The following is a 19643-nucleotide window of genomic DNA, read 5'->3' on the forward strand; positions in this document are numbered from 1 at the left end:
AATCGTCGCGAAGACGGTGCTGCGGGCGCGCGACCCTTCGACGAGCTCAGGGATCGGCGTGGTGCTCGACCCGGGAATCGGGTCAGCGCGCAGAGCTTGTAGACAAGTCTACGACCTCGCGAGCGGCGGTGGCGACGTCCTCGTTCACGATCAGGTGGTCGAACTCGTTCTGCGCTGCCAGCTCCACCTTCGCCGTCCGCAGCCGTCGCGCGCGTTCCTCAGCGTCCTCCGTGCCGCGGCCGACCAGTCGGTGCACCAGCTCGTCCCAGCTCGGCGGCAGGAGGAAGATGAGCGTCGCCGACGGCTCCGCGTCGCGCACCTGACGAGCGCCCTGCAGGTCGATCTCGAGGAGCACGGTCTTCCCCTCGGCCAGCGCCGCGTCGATCGGGGCGCGCGGCGTGCCGTAGCGCGACCGGTTGTGCACGACCGCGTACTCCAGCAGCTCGCCGTCGGCGATGAGGCGGTCGAACTCGGCGTCGTCCACGAAGTAGTAGTGGACGCCGTCGACCTCCCCCGGTCGCGGCGATCGCGTGGTGGCGGACACCGACAGGTGGATCTCGGGGTTGTTCTCCCGGATGTGCGCCGCCACCGTTCCCTTGCCGACCGCGGTGGGCCCGGCGAGGACGAGGAGCCGGCTGCGGGCGCCTCGCGGGGCGGGTGCCGGGAAGCGTTCGTCCAGCCACTCCTCCAGCACCCGCCGCTGACGGGCGCCCAGCCCGCCCAGCCGCTTGACCGGGGAGATGTGGAGCTGCTCGAGCACCCGGTCGCGCTTGCCGGCGCCGATCGCGGGGAGAGCCAGCAGGAAGTCGGTGATGCGCATCGAGCCCTCGACGGAATCGGCATCCTCCGTCGCACGATGCAGCACGGCCTGCGGGGTGACGACCCTCATCGTGAGGTCGCGCTTGAGGGAGGCCCTGGCGCGGCGTCGCTCGACCGCGCGGCGTGCGGCGGCGGCCCGGTCGACCTCGGGGACGGTGCGGCGTTCCTCAGCCACGGCTGACCTCTCGATACTGGGCGGCGCGGTCGGCGATCGTCTCGGCGAGGGCCGCCGGCCCCGCGGAGAGGAGGCTGCGGCTCTCGCTCGCGATGACGGACCCCGCGGTGGGGCCGAAGCGGCGCACGAGATCCGCCGGGGTGGCGCCCTGCGCGCCGAATCCGGGCGCGAGGATCGCGGCGACGGGCGCGAACGGCGCGAGGCCGGCCTCCGCCGCGTCCACGGTGGCACCGATGACGAAGCCGAAACTCCCCCACTCCCCCGCGGGCGTCGCGTCGGCGTTCCGGCGCGACACCTCGGCGATGACGGCGGCGGACACCGTGGCGCCGTCCGCGGTCGTCGCCCGCTGGAGGCCCGTCGCCTCGGGATTGCTCGTCGCGGCCAGCACGAACAGCCCTTTGCCGTGCTCCTCCGCCAGCGCGAACGCGCCATCGAGAGCACCGACGCCGAGATATGGACTCACCGTCAGCGCATCCGCTTCCAGCGGAGCACCGACCGGCAGCCACGCCTGCGCGTAATCCGCCATGGTCGATCCGATGTCGCCGCGCTTGGCGTCGGCGATCACGAGCAGTCCCGCCGCTCGCGCGGCGGCGAGCACGTCCTCCAGCGCGGCGAACCCGGCCGCGCCGTACCGCTCGAAGAACGACACCTGCGGCTTGACGATGCCGACCCGTCCGGCCGCCGCCTCGACCGCGCGCAGGCCGAACTCGCGGACGCCGGACGCATCGGCGGCGAGCCCCCACGCCGCCAGCAGGGCGGCGTGGGGGTCGATGCCGACGCAGAGCGGGCCGTGCGTCTCGAGAGCTGCGCGGGCCCGCTCGCCGAAGCGTGTCGTCATCCCGCAGCCACCCGGTCCTGCGCGTACTCCTGCAGGCTCTTGACCTGGAAGCCCTCGTGCGCGGCGTCCATCCCGCTCACCGCCGCGCCGAGCACAGCGATGGTCGTGAAGAGCGCCTTGTCCGCGGCGACGGCCGCGGCGCGGATCTCGTAGCCGTCGGCACGGGCCGCACCACCGGACGGGGTGTTCACGACGATGTCGATCTCCCCGTCGTTGATGAGGTCCACGATGTTCCGGGCGCCTGACTCCTGGGTCTCGCTGTACTTCTCGACCACGGTGACGGCGATGCCGTTGCGGGACAGGATCTCCGCGGTGCCTTCCGTCGCCACGATCGTGAAGCCGAGCTGCTGGAGGCGGTGCGCCGGAAGGATCACCGCGCGCTTGTCGGAATCGGCCACCGAGATGAACACCGTGCCCGAGGTCGGCATGCCTCCGTAGGCCGCGGCCTGGGACTTCGCGAACGCGGTCGGGAAGTCCCGGTCGATGCCCATGACCTCACCGGTCGAGCGCATCTCCGGGCCGAGGACCGAGTCGACGGTCTTGCCGTCGGCGGTGCGGAACCGCTTGAAGGGCAGCACGGCCTCCTTGACCGAGACGGGGGCGTCCAGCGGCACGCGCGAGCCGTCCTGCTCGGGCAGCATGCCTTCGGCGCGGAGCTCGGCGATCGTCGAGCCGGCCATGATGCGGCTCGCGGCCTTCGCCATCGGGATGCCCAGCGCCTTGGAGACGAACGGGACCGTGCGGCTGGCGCGGGGGTTCGCCTCGATGACGTAGAGCACGCCGGCGCTGATCGCGAACTGCACGTTCAGCAGCCCGCGCACGCCGACGCCCTCTGCGATCGCCAGCGTGGCCTCGCGGACCCGGTCGACGTCGCTGCGGCCGAGAGACACCGGCGGGAGCGTGCAGCTCGAGTCGCCGGAGTGGATCCCGGCCTCCTCCAGGTGCTCCATCACGCCGCCGATGAAGAGGTCGGTGCCGTCGTACAGGGCGTCCACGTCCAGCTCGATCGCATCGTCGAGGAAGCGGTCGACCAGCAGCGGCTTGCCCTCCTCGATGACGACCTCTCCCGCCGTCCGCACGAAGTAGTCGCGCAGCGCGTCGGTGCCGTAGACGATCTCCATGCCGCGGCCGCCGAGCACGAAGCTCGGGCGCACGAGCACGGGGTAGCCGATCTCCTCGGCGATGCGCACCGCGCCCTCGACGTCGATCGCCGTGCCGTTGCGGGGCGCGAGCAGGCCCGCGTCGTCGAGCAGCCGCGAGAACAGCTCGCGCTCCTCGGCGAGGTCGATGGCCTCCGGGCTCGTGCCCAGGACCGTGTACCCGGCCGCCTCGATGCCCTTCGCGAGGCCGAGCGGCGTCTGGCCGCCGAGCTGGCACACGACGCCGAGGATGGTGCCGCTGGCCGCCTCCGCGTCCAGCACCTCCAGGACGTCCTCGAGCGTCAGCGGCTCGAAGTACAGGCGGTCCGAGGTGTCGTAGTCGGTCGACACGGTCTCCGGGTTGCAGTTGACCATGACGGTCTCGAATCCGGCGTCCGAGAGGGCGAACGACGCGTGCACGCAGGAGTAGTCGAACTCGACACCCTGACCGATGCGGTTCGGGCCCGACCCGATGATGACGACCTTGGTGCGCTCGGACGGCGCCACCTCGGTCTCGGCGTCGTAGCTCGAGTAGTGGTACGGCGTGAGGGCGGGGAACTCGCCCGCACAGGTGTCCACCGTCTTGTAGACCGGTCGGATGCCGAGGCCGTGGCGCACGCCGCGGATCTCGCTCTCGCTGTCACCCCGCAGCTGGGCGATCTGCGCGTCGGAGAAGCCGTGCTCCTTGGCATAGCGCAGAGTCGCGGCGTCCAGCTCCTCCGCGGTACGGACGACCTCGGCGACCTCGTTGATGAGGACGATCTGGTCGAGGAACCAGGGATCGATGGCCGTCGCCTCGAACGCCTGCTCGATCGTCGCGCCCTTGCGCAGCGCCTGCTGCAGGGTCACGATGCGGCCGTCCGTGGGCGTCTTCGCGATCTCGAGCAGTTCCTCGACGCTGCGCGACTCCTCGCCCCAGTGGAAGCTGGAGCCCCGCTTCTCGAGCGACCGGAGCGCCTTCTGCAGCGCCGTGGCGTAGTTGCGCCCGATGGCCATCGCCTCGCCGACCGACTTCATGGTGGTGGTGAGCGTGGCGTCCGCGGCCGGGAACTTCTCGAATGCGAAGCGCGGGACCTTGACGACCACGTAGTCGAGCGTCGGCTCGAAGCTCGCCGGGGTCACGCCGGTGATGTCGTTCGGGATCTCGTCGAGACGGTAGCCGAGCGCCAGCTTCGCAGCGAGCTTGGCGATCGGGAAGCCGGTGGCCTTCGACGCCAGGGCGCTGGACCGGGAGACGCGGGGGTTCATCTCGATGACGATGATGCGCCCGTTCTCGGGGTTGACCGCGAACTGGATGTTGCAGCCCCCGGTGTCCACGCCCACGGCACGGATGATGTCGATGCCGATGTCACGGAGCTTCTGGTACTCGCGATCGGTCAGGGTCAGCGCCGGCGCCACCGTGATCGAGTCGCCGGTGTGCACGCCGACGGGGTCGACGTTCTCGATGGAGCAGACGACCACCGTGTTGTCGGCGGTGTCGCGCATGAGCTCGAGCTCGTACTCCTTCCAACCGAGGATCGACTCCTCCAGGAGCACCTCGGTCGTCGGCGAGTCGCGCAGACCCGCCCCGCCGATGCGGCGCAGGTCCTCCTCGTCGTAGGCGAAACCGGAACCGAGACCGCCCATCGTGAAGGACGGGCGCACGACGAGCGGGTAGCCGAGCTGCTCGGCGCCGGCGAGGAGGTCGTCCATGGTGTGGGCGATGACGCTCTTGGCCACGTCCGCGCCCGCCTCGAGGACGAGCTCCTTGAAGACCTGACGGTCCTCGCCCTTCTTGATGGCGTCCACCTTCGCACCGATGAGCTCGACGTCGTACTTCTCGAGGATCCCCTGCTCATGCAGCGCCATCGCAGCGTTCAGCGCCGTCTGACCGCCGAGCGTCGGCAGGATCGCGTCGGGCTTCTCCTTCGCGATGATCGTCTCGATCACCGCCGGGGTGATCGGCTCGATGTACGTCGCGTCGGCGAAGTCCGGGTCGGTCATGATCGTCGCCGGGTTCGAGTTGACGAGGATGACCCGGACGCCCTCCTCGCGGAGGACGCGGCACGCCTGGGTGCCGGAGTAGTCGAACTCGCAGGCCTGGCCGATGACGATCGGGCCGGAGCCGATGACGAGGACGGAGCGGATGTCGTCGCGCTTGGGCATTACTTTGCGTCCTTCTTGTTCGCGATGACCATGTCGCGGAAGCGGTCGAAGAGGTAGTTGGCGTCGTGCGGTCCGGCCGCGGCCTCGGGGTGGTACTGCACCGAGAAGGCGGGGATGTCGAGGGCGCGCAGGCCCTCCACGACGTTGTCGTTGAGGCCGACGTGGCTGACCTCGACCTTGCCGTAGCCGTGCGGGCTGTCGAAGGAGCCCTCCAGGGGCGCCTCGACGGCGAAGCCGTGGTTGTGCGCGGTGATCTCCACCTTGCCCGTCTGCTTGTCCAGCACGGGCTGGTTGATGCCGCGGTGGCCGAACGGCAGCTTGTACGTGCCGAGGCCGAGGGCCCGGCCGAGGAGCTGGTTGCCGAAGCAGATGCCGAAGAACGGCAGGCCGTCGTCGAGCACCGCACGCAGCAGTTCGACGTGGTCGCCCGAGGCTGCGGGGTCGCCGGGGCCGTTCGAGTAGAACACGGCGACGGGTTCGATCGCCCGGATCTCGTCGATGCTCACGTCCTGCGGAAGGACGTGGACGTCGAACCCGCGGGCGGCGAGGTTGTCGATGGTCGCCTGCTTGACGCCGAGGTCGAGCACGGCCAGGTTGCCGATCCGCTCCCCCACCGCGGGGGTCACGGTCGCGCTCTCGACGGACACCTGTGCGGAGAGGTTGAGGCCGGTCATCTCCGGGGCCTCGCGGACGATCCGGAGCTGCTCCTCCGGATCGAGCTCCGCGTCGGCACCCGAGAAGATGCCGCCGCGCATGGAGCCCGCCGAACGGATGTGGCGCGTCACCGCGCGGGTGTCGATCCCGCTGATGCCGACGATGCCGTCCGCCACGAGGACGTCGTCGAGGGAGGCGTTCGCACGCCAGTTGGAGACGACGCGCGAGGGGTCGCGCACGATGTAGCCGGCGACCCAGATACGCCGCGACTCGGTGTCCTCGTCGTTCATGCCGGTGTTGCCGATGTGGGGCGCGGTCTGGAGCACGATCTGTCCCGCGTAGGACGGGTCCGTGATCGTCTCCTGGTATCCCGACATGCCGGTGGCGAAGACGACCTCGCCGAGTGTGCGGCCGCGGGCGCCGTAGGCGTGACCGCGGTGGCGGGTGCCGTCCTCCAGGACGAGGACGGCGGGATCGGGAAGGCGGGCCGCGGAGGCCTGCGGGGAGGAAGTCGAGAGTGTCATGACGTTGCTCCTGTGTCAGGGGCGGCGGGGATGAGCCGCTGCAGGTCGGAGATGAGGGTCGGGAGGTCGCCGCCGGTGAGGCGCAGATAGCTGTCGACGACGGTGGCGTCGTCGACGTGCCACGAGATGCGCACGAGTCCGCCGGGCTCCACCACGCGATCGATGGTGACGGTCGCGCGGTCGACGGAGACGAGGCGGTCGGCGGCGAGGAAGACGGTCGGGGCGCCGTCCAGGGCCAGCGCGATGCCGCGGTCGGTCACAGCCAGCTCGCCGCGTGCGCGGAATGCCAGCGGGGTGATCGCGAGCCGTTCGAGGGGCTGCTCGTGCCGGGTGGTGGACACGTAGAGCACCTCGTCGCGGCGCGTCACCTCCGCGTGCTCCGGCACCCCGAGCGGGGCCGTGTACGCGGCATCGCGCCGCACTCGTCGTCGCCAGGCGAACAGCATCGACAGGAGGATCAGCAGCGCGAGGGCGATGATGATCGCGACCGCGAGGTCCCGTGTGCTCATGCGCCGAGCTCCTCGACGACGGTGCCGCCGTCGACCGTGAGCGTGCCGCCGTGAACGGTGAACTCCACACGACCGGGCAGGGCCCGACCGAGGTACGGCGAGTTCACGCTGCGCCCGTGCAGGTCGGCCGTGGTGAACACGCCGTCCACCGACGGGTCGTACAGCGTCACATGCGCGGACTGTCCTGCCGCGAGGGGCGTGCCGTGTCCGTCGAGGCGGCCGATGCGCGCCGGTGCGGCGCTCATGACCCGGGCGACGTCGGTCCAGGTGAGCAGTCCGGTCTGCACCATCGACTGGTGGACGACCCGCAGGGCGCTCTCCAGACCGACCATGCCGTTCGCGGCGGCCTGCCACTCGCAGGCCTTGTGCTCGCTCGGATGCGGGGCGTGATCGGTCGCGACGATGTCGATCGTCCCGTCCGCCAGGCCCTCCCGCACGGCGAGCACGTCCTCTTCGCGACGCAGGGGCGGATTCACCTTGTACCGCGCGTCGTATCCGCGGACGAGTTCGTCCGTGAGCAGCAGGTGGTGCGGCGTGACCTCGGCCGTCACGTTCACGCCCCGTTTCTTGGCCCAGCGGATGATGTCCACCGAGCCGGCCGTGGAGAGGTGGCACACGTGCAGACGCGAGCCGACGTGCTCGGCAAGGAGGACGTCGCGAGCGATGATCGACTCCTCGGCGACCGCCGGCCAGCCGGTGAGTCCCAGCTCCGCCGAGACGGTGCCCTCGTTCATCTGGGCGCCCTCGGTGAGGCGCGGGTCCTGAGCGTGCTGCGCGACGACGCCGTCGAACGACTTCACGTACTCCAGCGCGCGGCGCATGATCAGCGGATCCCACACGCAGAAGCCGTCGTCGCTGAACACGCGCACCCGGGCCCGCGAGGTCGCCATCGCGCCGAGCTCGGCGAGCCGCTCCCCCTTCTGGCCGACCGTGACCGCCCCGATCGGCTGGACCGTCGCATACCCGGCGGCCTCGCCGAGGGCGAGCTCCTGCTCGACCACGCCCGCGGTGTCGGCGACCGGGGAGGTGTTCGGCATCGCGAACACGGCGGTGAATCCGCCGGCGGCGGCCGCCCTGGTGCCGGTGAGGATCGTCTCCGAGGCCTCGTACCCCGGCTCGCGCAGATGGGTGTGCAGATCGACCAGTCCCGGCAGCGCGACCAGCCCCGACGCGTCGATGACGCGGGCGCCGGAGCGGGTGAGCCCGGTCCCGACCTCGGCGATCACGCCGTCCTCGATGATGATGTCGGCGCCATCCGCGCCGAGCAGCTGTGCGCCGGTGATGACGAGGGTCTCGCTCACTGGTCTCCCCCTCGTTCGTCGTCTCGTTCCCCTGCCAGCAGCAGGTACAGCACCGCCATGCGCACGGAGACTCCGTTCGAGACCTGTTCCAGCACCGTCGAGCGGGGGGAATCGGCTGCTTCGGAGGAGATCTCCAATCCCCGGTTCATGGGTCCGGGGTGCAGGACAATGCTACCGTCCGGGAGAGCGGCCACGCGCCGCGCGTCCAGACCCCATCGGCGCGAATACTCCCGCTCAGTGGGGAAATACGCCGCGTTCATCCGCTCGAGCTGGATGCGCAGCATCATCACCGCGTCCGGACCTTCCGCCAGAGCCTCGTCCAGGTCGTAGACGACACGCACCGGCCACAGCGACACGTTCTGCGGGACGAGGGTGGGCGGGGACACGAGCGTGACCTCCGCCCCGAGCGCGGTGAGGAGCCAGACGTTCGATCGCGCGACGCGGGAGTGCAGCACGTCGCCGACGATGGTCACGCGGACGCCCTGAAGGTCGCGTCCCCGGCTGTCCGCGCCGAACCGGCGCTTGCGGATCGTGAAGGCGTCCAGGAGCGCCTGTGTCGGGTGCTCGTGCGTGCCGTCGCCCGCGTTCACGACGCCCGCGGAGATCCAGCCGCTCGTGGCGAGGGTCTGTGGGGCGCCGGAGCCCGGATGCCGGACGACCACCGCGTCCGCGCCGATGGCCTCGAGCGTCTGTGCGGTGTCCTTGAGGCTTTCGCCCTTGGAGACGCTGGAGCCCTTGGCCGCGAAGTTGATGACGTCGGCGGACAGGCGCTTCGCCGCGGCCTCGAAGGAGATCCGCGTGCGCGTGGAGTCCTCGAAGAAGAGGTTCACGACCGTCTTGCCGCGCAGCGTGGGGAGCTTCTTGACCTCGCGGGACTGCGTGTCCGCCATGTCCTCCGCGACGTCGAGGATGCGCAGGGCGGTCGCTCGGTCGAGCGTGCGGGTGTCGAGGAGATGCCTCATTCGCCGATCGTCACCTCCTCAGCGCCGTCGTTCTCGAACAGGCGCACGTTCACGCGCTCGGTGCGGGCGGAGGGGATGTTCTTGCCTACGAAGTCAGGGCGGATCGGCAGCTCTCGATGGCCGCGGTCGATGAGGATCGCGAGGCGCACGACGGCGGGGCGGCCGATGGACTGCAGGGCGTCGAGCGCGGCGCGGATGCTCCGGCCGGAGAACAGGACATCGTCGACGAGGACGACCGTCTTCCCGTCGATGCCGCCCGGGGGGATCTCCGTCGGCTGCGGAGATCGCGTCGGGTGCTTGGCGAGGTCGTCGCGGAAGAGCGTCACATCGAGGGCTCCGACCGGAACAGAGACCTGCGCGATCTCGCTGATCAGGGCGGCGAGCCGGTGGCCCAGCGTGACGCCGCGGGTCGGGATGCCCAGCAGGACCAGGTTCTCAGCCCCGCGATTGGACTCGAGGATCTCGTGCGCGATCCGAGTCAGCGCTCGTGAGATGTCGGCTTGGTGCAGCACCGTGCGCACACCCATCAGCCGCTCCCTTCTCCGCCTCACAGGACGGGGTTAAAGGTTGCTTGGTGGTGCCAAGTCTATCGGACCCGCGATGGTCCGCCCGGTCAGCTCGCCTCGCGGAGCACCGGGTCGGTCACGTCGTCGATCTTGGAGGACCGGATCGGGTGACCGCTGGTGGACAGGCAGCGCCCGGTCTTCAGGTCCCACTTCCAGTCGTGCATGCTGCACGTGAGGATGCCGTCCTCGTCGACCTTCCCGGTCTTGGTGAGGTCGGCGCGCAGATGCGGGCAGCGGCGCTGGACGACCCAGTCGCCGATCTCCGCGTCCTCCGTCTGGTCCGTCTGCTCCTGGTACCAGTTCTCCACGTATTCGATCCGGTCGACCGAGAGGCACTTCAGGAACGTGGTGAGGAACTCGTTGAACTTGCCGCTGCGGCCGACCGAGAACTGCATCGACAGGAAGATCGAGTTGGACCAGTCGATCTCGTGGTCGCGGATGTTCGTCGAGACGAGGTCGGCCGGGATCGTGTACCAGTAGACGCACTCCTCGCCGGCGTACTCGCGCACCTTGGCGCGCGGGAAGTCGACGACCATGTCGAGCTCGCCGATGCGGAACCGGACGTGTCCCCCGACACCGAGGCGGATGGTGCGCGACTTCTTCAGCAGCGGCTCCCACCATTCCTTGATGGCGGCCAGCATCTCGTCGGGCGGGATGATCTCGGCGCGGGAGGCCTCCTCGTCGCGGATCTCCTGCTGCCTCGTCGCGCGCTGCTCTTCGAGGTAGTCCCACTTCTTATCGAAGATGTGGGCGAGCTCGGCCTCGGAGTAGAGCGTCTGCTCGGTGGTCACCGCACCGCCGTCGATCGTGACGAGCGTCCCGGGGACGAAGAGCTGCCCGTCGTACTTCGGCGCCAGCTCCTTCATGTGTGCGATGAACTGCTTCTGGTCCGTGAAGATGGACTCGCCGTTGCGGCCCATCCCGTTGAAGTCGAAGAGATCGTCGCGGAGGAACATGGGCGGGCCCGCCATCGGGAAGACGTGCGGAGCATCGACCTTCTCGATGTAGTACATCGCCCGCTTGTTCTGCGCCTCGCGCTTGAGGCGTGCGAAGTTCTGCTTCGCGTCCAGCGGCAGGTCGTAGACCATAGGCCACCAGATGGCCCCGGAGACCTGGGTGAAGTAGGCGTCCGGCGTGCCGAAGTGCAGGAGCTTCTCGAGGTCGAGCGGGTGCGAGTCGTTCTGGTTCAGCATCGATCCGGTGCCGTCGTCCACGCTCAGCGACGAGTCGCCGATGGGGCCGTCGCTCGGTGCCCGGAGCGGGGTGATCATCATCTTCAGCGCGCCGCGCTCCATGATCTCGCCGGCCGGCGCATACGTGATGTTCGTGTAGCCGAGCGCCCGGATGTCCTGCTCGAGGTCGTCGACCGGATACTCGGGCAGCAGCACTTCGATGTCCTTGCGGATGTAGCGCTCGAGAAGCGCCGGATCGAAGTGGTCGCGGTGGCGGTGGGAGATGTAGAGGAAGTCGGCCTCGCGGCCGTAGCGCTCCCAGTCGAGGCCGCGATTGTCGGGGAACGGGAACCAGGACCCGAAGAAGGACGGGCCGAGCACCGGGTCGCAGATGATGTTGCCACCCACCGTCTCGATGAACATGCCGGCGTGGCCGAGTCCCGTGATCCGCATTGCATTCCTCTCGAAGATGAACCGTTCGATTGTACCGACGGCTCCCTGGGCACCCGGCGGGACGAGCCGGGGAAAAGCGCGCTAGGCGTCGAAGAGCCCGCGGATGTCGTCCGCGGTGAGGCTCTGCGCGAAGAGGGCATCGTCGTCGAGCACCGCCGTGAACAGCCGCGCCTTGCGACGCTGCAGCGCGAGGACCTTCTCCTCGATGGTGCCGGTCGCGATCATCCGGTAGACGAACACCTGGCTGTCCTGTCCGATCCGGTGCGTGCGGTCGACGGCTTGCGCCTCGGCGGCGGGATTCCACCACGGGTCGAGCAGGAACACGTAGTCGGCCTCGGTCAGGGTGAGACCGAATCCCCCGGCCTTCAGGCTGATGAGGAACACCGGCTGTTCGCCGGCGGTGAACCCCGCCACGACCTGCTCCCGATGGCGCGTGGAGCCGTCGAGATGGGCGTACGGAATGCCGGCGGCGTCGAGACGCGCGGCCGCCATGTCGAGGAACGAGGTGAACTGGCTGAAGACGAGAGCGCGATGCCCCTCCGCCTGCAGCTCGACGATCCGCTCCAGGAGCACGTCGAGCTTGCGTGAGCCGAGACGGGCGTCGGCGTCGTCGATCAGACCGGGGGCGAGACTCAGCATGCGCATCAGCGTGAGCGAGCGGAAGACGATGAAGCGGTTCCGGTCGAGATCCTCCAGCAGCCCGAGCACTTTCTGCCGCTCGCGCTGCAGCACCGTCTCGTACAGCTCGCGGTGCGCGGCGCTCAGCTCGACCTCGAGCACCTGCTCCTGCTTGGGCGGCAGATCGGGCGCGACCAGTTCCTTGGTGCGCCGGAGCACGAGCGGACGGATGCGGCGGCGCAGCTGTGCCAGCCGGCGCTGCCGATACGGGCCGCCCTCCGCGTTCTCGGGCACCTTCCCGTGTTCGATCGGCTGGACGTACTGTTCGCGGAACTTCCGGGCGGACGCGAACAGGCCGGGCGCGGTGAGCTTCAGCAACGCCCAGAGCTCGGTGAGACTGTTCTCCAAGGGCGTGCCGGTGACCGCGAGCGTCACATCGGCGGAGAAGCGCGCGACCGCACGGTGGAGCTTGGTCGCCGGATTCTTGACGAATTGGGCTTCGTCGAGGATCAGCCCGGCCCAGGCGACCTCAGCGAACCCGTCCTCGTCGAGTCGGGCGACGGCATACGTGGTGAGCACGACGTCCGCCTCTCCGGCCACGGCGGCCGCGGGTGGGCCGGCCGTGGAGTCCCGGGTGACCACACGGAGTCCCGGGGCGAAACGGGCGGCCTCGGTGCGCCAGGTCGCGAGGACGGAGGTCGGGACGACGACGAGGAACGGCCGCTCCTCCCCCGACGCGCGCGCGTGCAGCAGGAGGGCGAGGAGCTGCACCGTCTTGCCCAGACCCATGTCGTCGGCGAGGATGCCGCCGAGCCGATGGGACCAGAGGAAGGCGAGCCAGTCCAGCCCCTCCTTCTGATCCGGCCGCAGCTGCGCCGTGAGCCCGGGCGGGAGCGGGACGGACGGAACCTCGGACGCGCGCCGGAGGCCGTCGGCGGTGGCACGCCAGCTCACGGCGGGAAGCGCCTCGTCGGCGAGGTCTTCGAACTCCTCCCAGAGATCCGTCTGATGGCGGCTGAGGCGCGGCCCCGTCTCCCACTCATCGAGGTCGCCCGCCTCGTCCAGCAGCTCGCGGAGGCGATCGAGTGCCGGGTGGTTCAGCGAGAGATAGCTGCCGTCGACCAGCAGGAGCTTGCGCCGCCCGGCGCTCATGGCGGTGAACAGCGGCTCGAAGGGGATACTCCGTCCGTCGATCCGCACGATGACACCGAGATCGAACCAGTCCGGATCCGTGGTCTCGACGGTGGAGACGGTGATCTCGGGTTCTCCCGTGAGCTCGCGATACGTCTTGCGGCGGCCGGACACCTCCACCGTGACCCCTTCGGCCTCGAGCGCGGGCACCGTGCGCGTCATGAACTCGGCGGCCTCGACGTCATGGAAAGCGCCCGTGGGCGCGAACACGGCGCTCGACCGTTCCTCCCAGACAGCGCGCAGGCGGTCGGCGACGGCCGCTTCCGCGTCCGGATCGCGGATGCCCTCCGATCCCGCGACGAAGGCGACCCGCCCGAAGCCGCGGTACTCCCACTCGATGACGTATTCCACGGTGTCGCCGCGACGAAAGGCCACCCGCAGCACGGCGCGCGGTGGCGGGAGGGCGGGCAGCGCGACGCGGCCGACGGCGCGGACCGCCACCCGGCGCGCGAGAAGCGGATAGGCGTCGCGGAGGAACGCGGACTCGTCGGTCGCCGGTACCACGAGCGCGCCGGTGCGGACCAGGGAATGCGCCGGCCCCGCCAGCGGCAGTTCGGCGAGCGTCACCTGCAGCCGGGCGCCGATCGGGGCCACCGCGTACACGCCGGCGCGGCCCAGGGGACGCACGGTCCCCGACTCGGTCTCGCGGCCGTCCAGCGTCACGACCGGACGGACGACGAGACCGCCGTCGTCGTCGCGGGAGACGGCGGCGGTCAGCTCCGCCGACTCCGCCAGCACGAGCGTCGTCGAGCGCTGGGCCGCGACGAGCGGAATGCCCAGGTCGGTGGCGGATCGCAGATGGCTCCAGAGGAGACGCGACTCGATGAGGTCTGCGACGAGCCAGTCCCCCGCCGTGCCGGACAGTAGCGTGTCGCGCGCGATGCTCAGCAGGTCGGCGAACCACCGGGACTGCTCGCGACCGTACTGTGCCGGTGCGCGGCGGACCGCGTCCCAGGTCGCCGCGCCGAGCACCCAGGACCCCGTCGTGGCACTCCGCTCCAGAGGCCGGATGCCCAGGAGGAGCTCTCCCACACCCTGGGCCACATCACGCGGCGTGGCGGTACGTTGCGGACGCGAAGCCCACGGGTTGGCGCCACGGGAGTCGCGGACTCGCAGTTCGAAGCCGAGGGCGAGCGGCGTCGTCGACGGGGAATCCGCGCCGGTGTCGAGCAGCACGCGCCAGTCGGGCGCGCCGTCTCCCGGCGCGCCGGAGGTGGAGGCGGGCGGGCGGATCATGGGACGATCCTGCCCGCTGCCGCCGACACCGCGCGCGGAGGTCAGGACGAGCGGGCGACGCGGGCGAGCACCCCGTGCACGAACGCACCCGACTCGTCGGTGGAGAACTCCTTCGCGAGCTCCACCGCCTCGTCGATCGCGACCGCCGTGGGCACCTCGTCGTTGAAGAGGATCTCCCACGCGCCGATGCGCAGGAGCGCACGGTCGACCGCGGGCATCCGCTCCAGCTTCCATTCGCGACTGTGCGTCGTGATCTGCTCGTCGATCTCGTCGCGCTGATCGATGATGCCGTCGACGATCTCGCGGGCGTACAGCCACGAGGCCTCGCGGGCCGGCTCGTTGGCCGCACGCTTGGCTTCGGCCGCCAGGGCGACGGCGACCTCGTCGCCGCGGACGTCGGCGGAGAACAGGATGTCGAGCGCGCGCTTGCGCGCCTTCGTGCGGGCGCTCACGCCTTACTTCTCGCGGCCGAGGTACTCACCCGTGCGGGTGTCGACCTTGACCTTCGTACCGGTCTCCAGGAACAGCGGAACCTGGATCTCGTAGCCGGTCTCGAGCGTCGCGGGCTTGGTGCCGGCGGACGAGCGGTCGCCCTGCAGACCGGGCTCGGTGTAGGTCACCTCGAGGATGACCGACGCCGGGAGGTCGATGTAGAGGGGGTTGCCGTTGTTGAGGGCGATCGTGACCTGCTGGTTCTCGAGCAGGAAGTTCTTCGCGTCGCCGACCGTGGCGGCCGGCAGCGTGATCTGGTCGAAGTCGGTCTGGTCCATGAACACGAACCCGTCACCGTCGGTGTACAGGTAGGTGTAGTCGCGGCGGTCGACGTTCTCGATGTCGATCTTCGCCCCGGCGTTGTACGTGCGGTCCACGGTCTTGCCCGAAACGACGTTCTTCAGCTTCGTGCGGACGAACGCGCCGCCCTTGCCCGGCTTGACGTGCTGGAACTCGATGACGCTCCAGAGCTGCCCGTCGATGCTGAGGACGACGCCGTTCTTGATGTCTGCGGTGGATGCCATGTGCGAGGAGTTCCGTTCCTGAGTCCGTGGGGCCGGGGTCGGCCGACAGTCGATTCTACGGGATGCCCGGTGCAGGCCGCCGCGTGGGCACGATAGACGCTCCTGTGCGGGAGGGGTACCCCCGTGACGCCGCTCACCGCCCCGCGCAGGCTGAGCACGGACAGGAGGAATCGACATGACCGAGGACGACCGCGAACGGGATCCGACCAGGATGGCGAACCAGCCGGCGCTGCGGACGTCGTCGGGGGCCGTCTGGCTCATCGTCGCCGCGCTCTTCACGGCCGTCAGCCTCGTGCCGCTCATCGGGATCGTCCGCAGCGGCGGTGCGGCGGGAACGGTCGGCCTCGTGACCGCGCTCCTGCTGGTGCTGGGCCTGGTGACGATGGTCGTCATCCGTCTCACGGTGAGGAGCGTTCGCGCTCGGCTCCGCGCTCTCGCGGCATGCTTCCTCGCGATGGCGGGCCTCACGCTCGTGGGCATCACCGTCTGCGTGCTGCTTGTCGGCCTGCCCTGACCCCGCCCGCTCAGAGGTGAGCGACGAGTTCCCGCACCGCCTCGGCGTAGCCTTCCACGCCGTGCCCGACGACGCGGACGGCAGCGACGTCGTGCAGGTACGAGTGGTGACGGAACTCCTCGCGGGCGTAGACGTCGGAGATGTGCACCTCGGCGAACGGCAACGCGACGCCGGTGAGAGCATCACGCAGGGCGACCGATGTGTGCGTGAGGCCGCCCGGATTGATGACGATGCCCGCGCAGTCCGCACGCGCCTCGTGGATCGCATCGATGAGCACACCCTCATGGTTGCTCTGCAGGGCCCGCACCTCGAACCCGAGTGCGGCGGCGGCCTCCGCGGTGATCCGCTCGACGTCGGCCAGCGTCGCAGTGCCGTAGACCTCGGGCTCGCGGGTGCCGAGGAGGTTCAGGTTGGGGCCGTTGACGAGCAGCAGCCGACGCGGGCCGGTCATGCGGGCACGCTCCCCGTGTGCGCCAGCTCCCGGCGCATGACCCACTCTCGTCCGAAGCCGGAGGTCTCGATCGCGCCGGTCTGGACGAAGCCGCATCGACGGTAGACCGCCTGCGCGCGCTCGTTGTCGACATGCACCTCGAGCACGAGCGCACGGAAGTCGCGGTCGCGTGCCCAGGCGGCGGCGTCGTCGAGGAGCGCATCGATGACCCCCGCACCGCGGTGCGCGTCTGCCACGTACACCCCCACGACGAGCCCGGCGTCGTGCTGCTCGCGATGCGGGAGCACCGTCACCGTCCCGGTCCAGGTGCCGTCGTCGGCGATCGCGACGAACTGCGTCGCGGCGGCATCACCCGCGGCGTTCGCCGCGCGCTCCTGCCAGAAGCGGTCGGGCTGTGCGGCGGCGTGCTCGACGGTGTCGAGGAACGCCATCGGCGCGGCCGGGTCGGCGAGGGCCTGCAACCGCAGCGCCTTGACCTCCCGCCAGTCCTCCGGTGTGATGCGCCGGACGGCGATGCTCATGAGCCGATCTCCTGGTACGCCGCGAACAGCAGTGACTCGTCCGGTGCCTGGAGCACGGTGGGCTTGGCGATGTCGTCCAGCAGGATGAACCGGAGCATGCCGCCGCGGCTCTTCTTGTCGCGCTGCATCGTGGCGAGCAGCTGCGGCCAGGCTCCGGCGCGGTACGAGGTGGGCAGGCCCAGCGACTCGAGGATCGTCCGGTGGCGCTCCGCCGCGGCATCCGACAGCCGTCCGGCCAACCGGGAGAGCTCCGCGGCGTACAGCATGCCGATGGAGATCGCCGCCCCGTGCCGCCAGCGGTATCGCTCCGCGTGCTCGATCGCGTGTCCGAGCGTGTGTCCGTAGTTGAGGATCTCGCGCTGTCCGGCCTCGCGGAAGTCGTCCGACACGACCTGCGCCTTCATGTCGATCGCGAGCTCGACCGCCCGACGGAACTCGTCCGTCGCGGTGTCGACCGCGCGCGTCGGATCGGCTTCGATGATGTCGAGGATCTCCGGCGCCCAGATGAAGCCGGCCTTGACGACCTCCGCGAAGCCGGCGGTGGCCTCGTTCGGGCTCAGGCTGCCCAGCTCGTCGAGGTCGCCGATGACGGCGCGCGGAGCCCAGAAGGCGCCGACGAGGTTCTTCCCCTCCGCGGTGTTGACGCCGGTCTTGCCCCCCACGGCGGCGTCCACGAGGCCGAGGACGGTGGTCGGCACCTGGATGACCTGGACGCCCCGCAGCCAGGTGGCCGCCACGAAGCCGGCGAGGTCGGTCACCGCGCCCCCGCCGTAGCCGATGACCGCATCGGTGCGGGTGAAGTCGGCCTGGCCCATCACCTGCCAGCAGAAGGCCGCGACCTCGATGCGCTTGCCCTGCTCGGCATCCGGGATCTCGGCGAGGAGCACCTCTCGCGGCCCCTCGGCCGTGTCGGCGAGGATGCGGTCGCGGAGTTCGGCGGCGCGAGCCGCGAGGGTCGGTGGATGCACGACCAGGACCTTGCGGACGCCGGGCGCCAGCGCCGCCGCGACCTGGTCGAGGATTCCCCGGCCGATGCTGATGTCGTAGGCGTCGTTCCCGGTGACGCTGATGGTCGTCGTGCTCATCGCTGTTCTCTCCTCCATGCCACGATCTCGTCCGCGATGCGCTGCATCGGACGCCGCGAGGTGTCGAACGTCGTCGATGCCACCTCGTCGTACCATCCTCGCCGTTCGGCGAAGATCCGCTTCCACTTCTCGACGGGGTCATCGCCCGCCAGGAGGGGGCGCGTCCCCCCGCGCAGGCGATCGGCCACCGCCGCCTCGTCGACGGTGAGGAACACCACGGGATGGTCGCGCAGCAGCTCCCGCGTCTCGGGATCCGTGACCGCGCCGCCCCCCAGCGAGATCACGCCACCCTCGGCCAGTGCCGTGCGGACTGCGTCGCGCTCCAGCGTCCGGAAGTGCGGTTCGCCGTGAGCGGCGAAGATCTCCGAGATCGGTCCGTGCGCGGCGACGAGGCGTTTGTCCGTGTCGATAAACGCGACGCCGAGGCGCCGTGCGACCCGTCGTCCGATGCTGGTCTTGCCGGCCGCCATCGGCCCGACGAGGACCACCGTGAGCGGGTCAGCCTCGTTCGTCATGCGCGATGAGCGCCGCCTCGGACGCGGGGGCCGTGCGCAGCTCCGCGGGGATAGCCTCCAGGTATCCGTCGAGGTTGCGGCGTGTCTCGCGAACGCTGTCCCCGCCGAACTTCTCCAGGACGGCGCGCGCGAGTTCGATGGCCACCATGGCCTCCGCGACGACGCCCGCCGCCGGAACGGCGCAGACGTCCGAACGCTGGTGGTGCGCGGTCGCCTCGTCCCCGGTCGCGACATCGATCGTGCGCAGCGCGTGCGGCACGGTCGCGATCGGCTTCATCCCGGCGCGCACACGAAGCACGGTCCCGGTGGACATGCCGCCCTCGGTGCCGCCGGCGCGGTCCGTGCCGCGGGCGATGCCGTCGGCGGTGGCGAAGAGCTCGTCGTGGGCGGCGGAGCCGCGGCGGCGCGTGGTCTCGAAGCCGTCGCCGACCTCCACGCCCTTGATCGCCTGGATGCTCATGAGCGCCTGGGCCAGCCGGGCGTCCAGGCGACGGTCCCAGTGCACGTGGGAGCCGAGCCCCGGCGGCAGACCGTACGCGAGGACCTCGACGATGCCGCCGAGGGTGTCGCCGTCCTTCTTGGCGTCGTCCACCTCGGCGACCATGAGCGCCGAGGTCGCGGGGTCGAAGCACCGCAGCGGGTCGGCGTCCAGTGCGTCCACGTCGTCCGGAGTCGGCAGCGCCGCGCCATCCGGCACTCGCACCGGCCCGATGGAGAGCGTGTGGCTGACGAGTCGGATGCCGAGTTCACCGAGGAAGGAGCGGGCGACGGCACCGAGCGCCACGCGGGCGGCGGTCTCCCGCGCGCTCGCACGCTCGAGGATCGGACGGGCCTCATCGAAGTCGTACTTCTGCATGCCCACGAGGTCGGCGTGGCCCGGACGCGGCCGGGTCAGCGGCGCGCCACGACCGCGCGAGCGGTCGGTGAGCTCCACCGGCTCCGGGTTCATGACCTCGATCCACTTCGGCCACTCGGTGTTGCCGATGCGCAGAGCGATGGGGCTCCCCAGGGTCTTGCCGTGGCGCACACCGCCCGAGATGGTCAGCTCGTCCTGTTCGAACTTCATCCGGGAGCCGCGTCCATAGCCGAGCTTGCGGCGGGCGAGGTCGGCCTGGATGGCCTCGGACGACACCGGGACGCCGGAGGGCAGGCCCTCCATGACGGCGATGAGTTCTGGGCCGTGCGATTCGCCGGCCGTGAGCACGCGGAGCATGTGCTCTAGTCTCCCATGCGTTTCCC

18 protein-coding genes are annotated in these 19643 nt (G+C 70.3%); 1 reads left to right on the top strand and 17 read right to left on the bottom strand.

All coding sequences use genetic code 11. From position 1 onward, the window contains the following. Window positions 1-82: 82 nt before the first annotated feature. From gmk to efp, 12 genes are all read right to left on the bottom strand, one after another. Window positions 83-994: a guanylate kinase gene (gene gmk / locus KAF39_RS12330; protein ID WP_210677514.1), complete on the bottom strand. Its 912-nt coding sequence runs from the start codon at window positions 992-994 to the stop codon at window positions 83-85. Next, window positions 987-1832 (bottom strand): orotidine-5'-phosphate decarboxylase, encoded by an 846-nt coding sequence (pyrF, locus tag KAF39_RS12335; RefSeq protein ID WP_210677515.1) that lies wholly within the window; start codon window positions 1830-1832, stop codon window positions 987-989. The genes gmk and pyrF overlap by 8 nt, the downstream gene beginning before the upstream one ends. Then, window positions 1829-5116, bottom strand: coding sequence for a carbamoyl-phosphate synthase large subunit (gene carB / locus KAF39_RS12340; RefSeq protein ID WP_210677516.1), 3288 nt, complete (start codon window positions 5114-5116; stop codon window positions 1829-1831). The genes pyrF and carB overlap by 4 nt, the downstream gene beginning before the upstream one ends. Then, complete coding sequence (gene carA / locus KAF39_RS12345) at window positions 5116-6294, bottom strand: glutamine-hydrolyzing carbamoyl-phosphate synthase small subunit (RefSeq protein WP_210677517.1); 1179 nt, start codon at window positions 6292-6294, stop codon at window positions 5116-5118. The genes carB and carA overlap by 1 nt, the downstream gene beginning before the upstream one ends. Further along, complete coding sequence (locus KAF39_RS12350) at window positions 6291-6803, bottom strand: hypothetical protein (RefSeq protein ID WP_210677518.1); 513 nt, start codon at window positions 6801-6803, stop codon at window positions 6291-6293. The genes carA and KAF39_RS12350 overlap by 4 nt, the downstream gene beginning before the upstream one ends. Next, on the bottom strand, window positions 6800-8104 hold the full coding sequence (locus KAF39_RS12355; RefSeq protein WP_210677519.1) for a dihydroorotase: 1305 nt from the start codon (window positions 8102-8104) through the stop codon (window positions 6800-6802). Before KAF39_RS12355 ends, KAF39_RS12350 begins: the two co-directional genes overlap by 4 nt. Then, on the bottom strand, window positions 8101-9066 hold the full coding sequence (locus tag KAF39_RS12360; RefSeq protein WP_210677520.1) for an aspartate carbamoyltransferase catalytic subunit: 966 nt from the start codon (window positions 9064-9066) through the stop codon (window positions 8101-8103). Before KAF39_RS12360 ends, KAF39_RS12355 begins: the two co-directional genes overlap by 4 nt. After that, window positions 9063-9593, bottom strand: coding sequence for a bifunctional pyr operon transcriptional regulator/uracil phosphoribosyltransferase PyrR (pyrR, locus tag KAF39_RS12365; protein WP_210677521.1), 531 nt, complete (start codon window positions 9591-9593; stop codon window positions 9063-9065). Before pyrR ends, KAF39_RS12360 begins: the two co-directional genes overlap by 4 nt. Window positions 9594-9679: 86 nt before the next feature. After that, window positions 9680-11257, bottom strand: coding sequence for a Rieske 2Fe-2S domain-containing protein (locus tag KAF39_RS12370; protein WP_210677522.1), 1578 nt, complete (start codon window positions 11255-11257; stop codon window positions 9680-9682). Window positions 11258-11338: 81 nt separating this feature from the next. Next, the gene (locus KAF39_RS12375; RefSeq protein WP_210677523.1) at window positions 11339-14302 is read right to left on the bottom strand and encodes a DEAD/DEAH box helicase; all 2964 of its coding nucleotides are present in this window, start codon (window positions 14300-14302) and stop codon (window positions 11339-11341) included. A gap of 41 nt (window positions 14303-14343) precedes the next feature. Then, window positions 14344-14754: a transcription antitermination factor NusB gene (gene nusB / locus KAF39_RS12380; RefSeq protein ID WP_210677524.1), complete on the bottom strand. Its 411-nt coding sequence runs from the start codon at window positions 14752-14754 to the stop codon at window positions 14344-14346. A gap of 3 nt (window positions 14755-14757) precedes the next feature. Further along, entirely contained in the window at window positions 14758-15318 is a 561-nt protein-coding gene (efp, locus tag KAF39_RS12385; RefSeq protein WP_025103502.1) for an elongation factor P, read from the bottom strand. Window positions 15319-15493: 175 nt separating this feature from the next. Between efp and KAF39_RS12390 the strand changes: the two genes are divergently transcribed. Further along, the gene (locus KAF39_RS12390; RefSeq protein WP_210677525.1) at window positions 15494-15832 is read left to right on the top strand and encodes a hypothetical protein; all 339 of its coding nucleotides are present in this window, start codon (window positions 15494-15496) and stop codon (window positions 15830-15832) included. 10 nt (window positions 15833-15842) lie between these two features. On the opposite strand, the gene aroQ is transcribed toward KAF39_RS12390, so the two are convergent. Genes aroQ through aroC form a run of 5 tightly spaced genes read right to left on the bottom strand, consistent with a single transcriptional unit; the run spans window position 15843 to window position 19617 of the window. Further along, entirely contained in the window at window positions 15843-16283 is a 441-nt protein-coding gene (gene aroQ, locus KAF39_RS12395; RefSeq protein WP_210677526.1) for a type II 3-dehydroquinate dehydratase, read from the bottom strand. Further along, window positions 16280-16804: an N-acetyltransferase gene (locus KAF39_RS12400; protein WP_210677527.1), complete on the bottom strand. Its 525-nt coding sequence runs from the start codon at window positions 16802-16804 to the stop codon at window positions 16280-16282. The genes aroQ and KAF39_RS12400 overlap by 4 nt, the downstream gene beginning before the upstream one ends. Beyond that, complete coding sequence (gene aroB / locus KAF39_RS12405; protein ID WP_210677528.1) at window positions 16801-17889, bottom strand: 3-dehydroquinate synthase; 1089 nt, start codon at window positions 17887-17889, stop codon at window positions 16801-16803. Before aroB ends, KAF39_RS12400 begins: the two co-directional genes overlap by 4 nt. After that, entirely contained in the window at window positions 17886-18404 is a 519-nt protein-coding gene (locus tag KAF39_RS12410) for a shikimate kinase (protein WP_210677529.1), read from the bottom strand. The genes aroB and KAF39_RS12410 overlap by 4 nt, the downstream gene beginning before the upstream one ends. Next, on the bottom strand, window positions 18388-19617 hold the full coding sequence (gene aroC / locus KAF39_RS12415; RefSeq protein WP_210677530.1) for a chorismate synthase: 1230 nt from the start codon (window positions 19615-19617) through the stop codon (window positions 18388-18390). Before aroC ends, KAF39_RS12410 begins: the two co-directional genes overlap by 17 nt. Between the last annotated feature and the right edge of the window lie 26 nt (window positions 19618-19643).

Origin of the sequence: Microbacterium sp. BLY, from assembly GCF_017939615.1 — a bacterium.
Classification (GTDB): domain Bacteria; phylum Actinomycetota; class Actinomycetes; order Actinomycetales; family Microbacteriaceae; genus Microbacterium.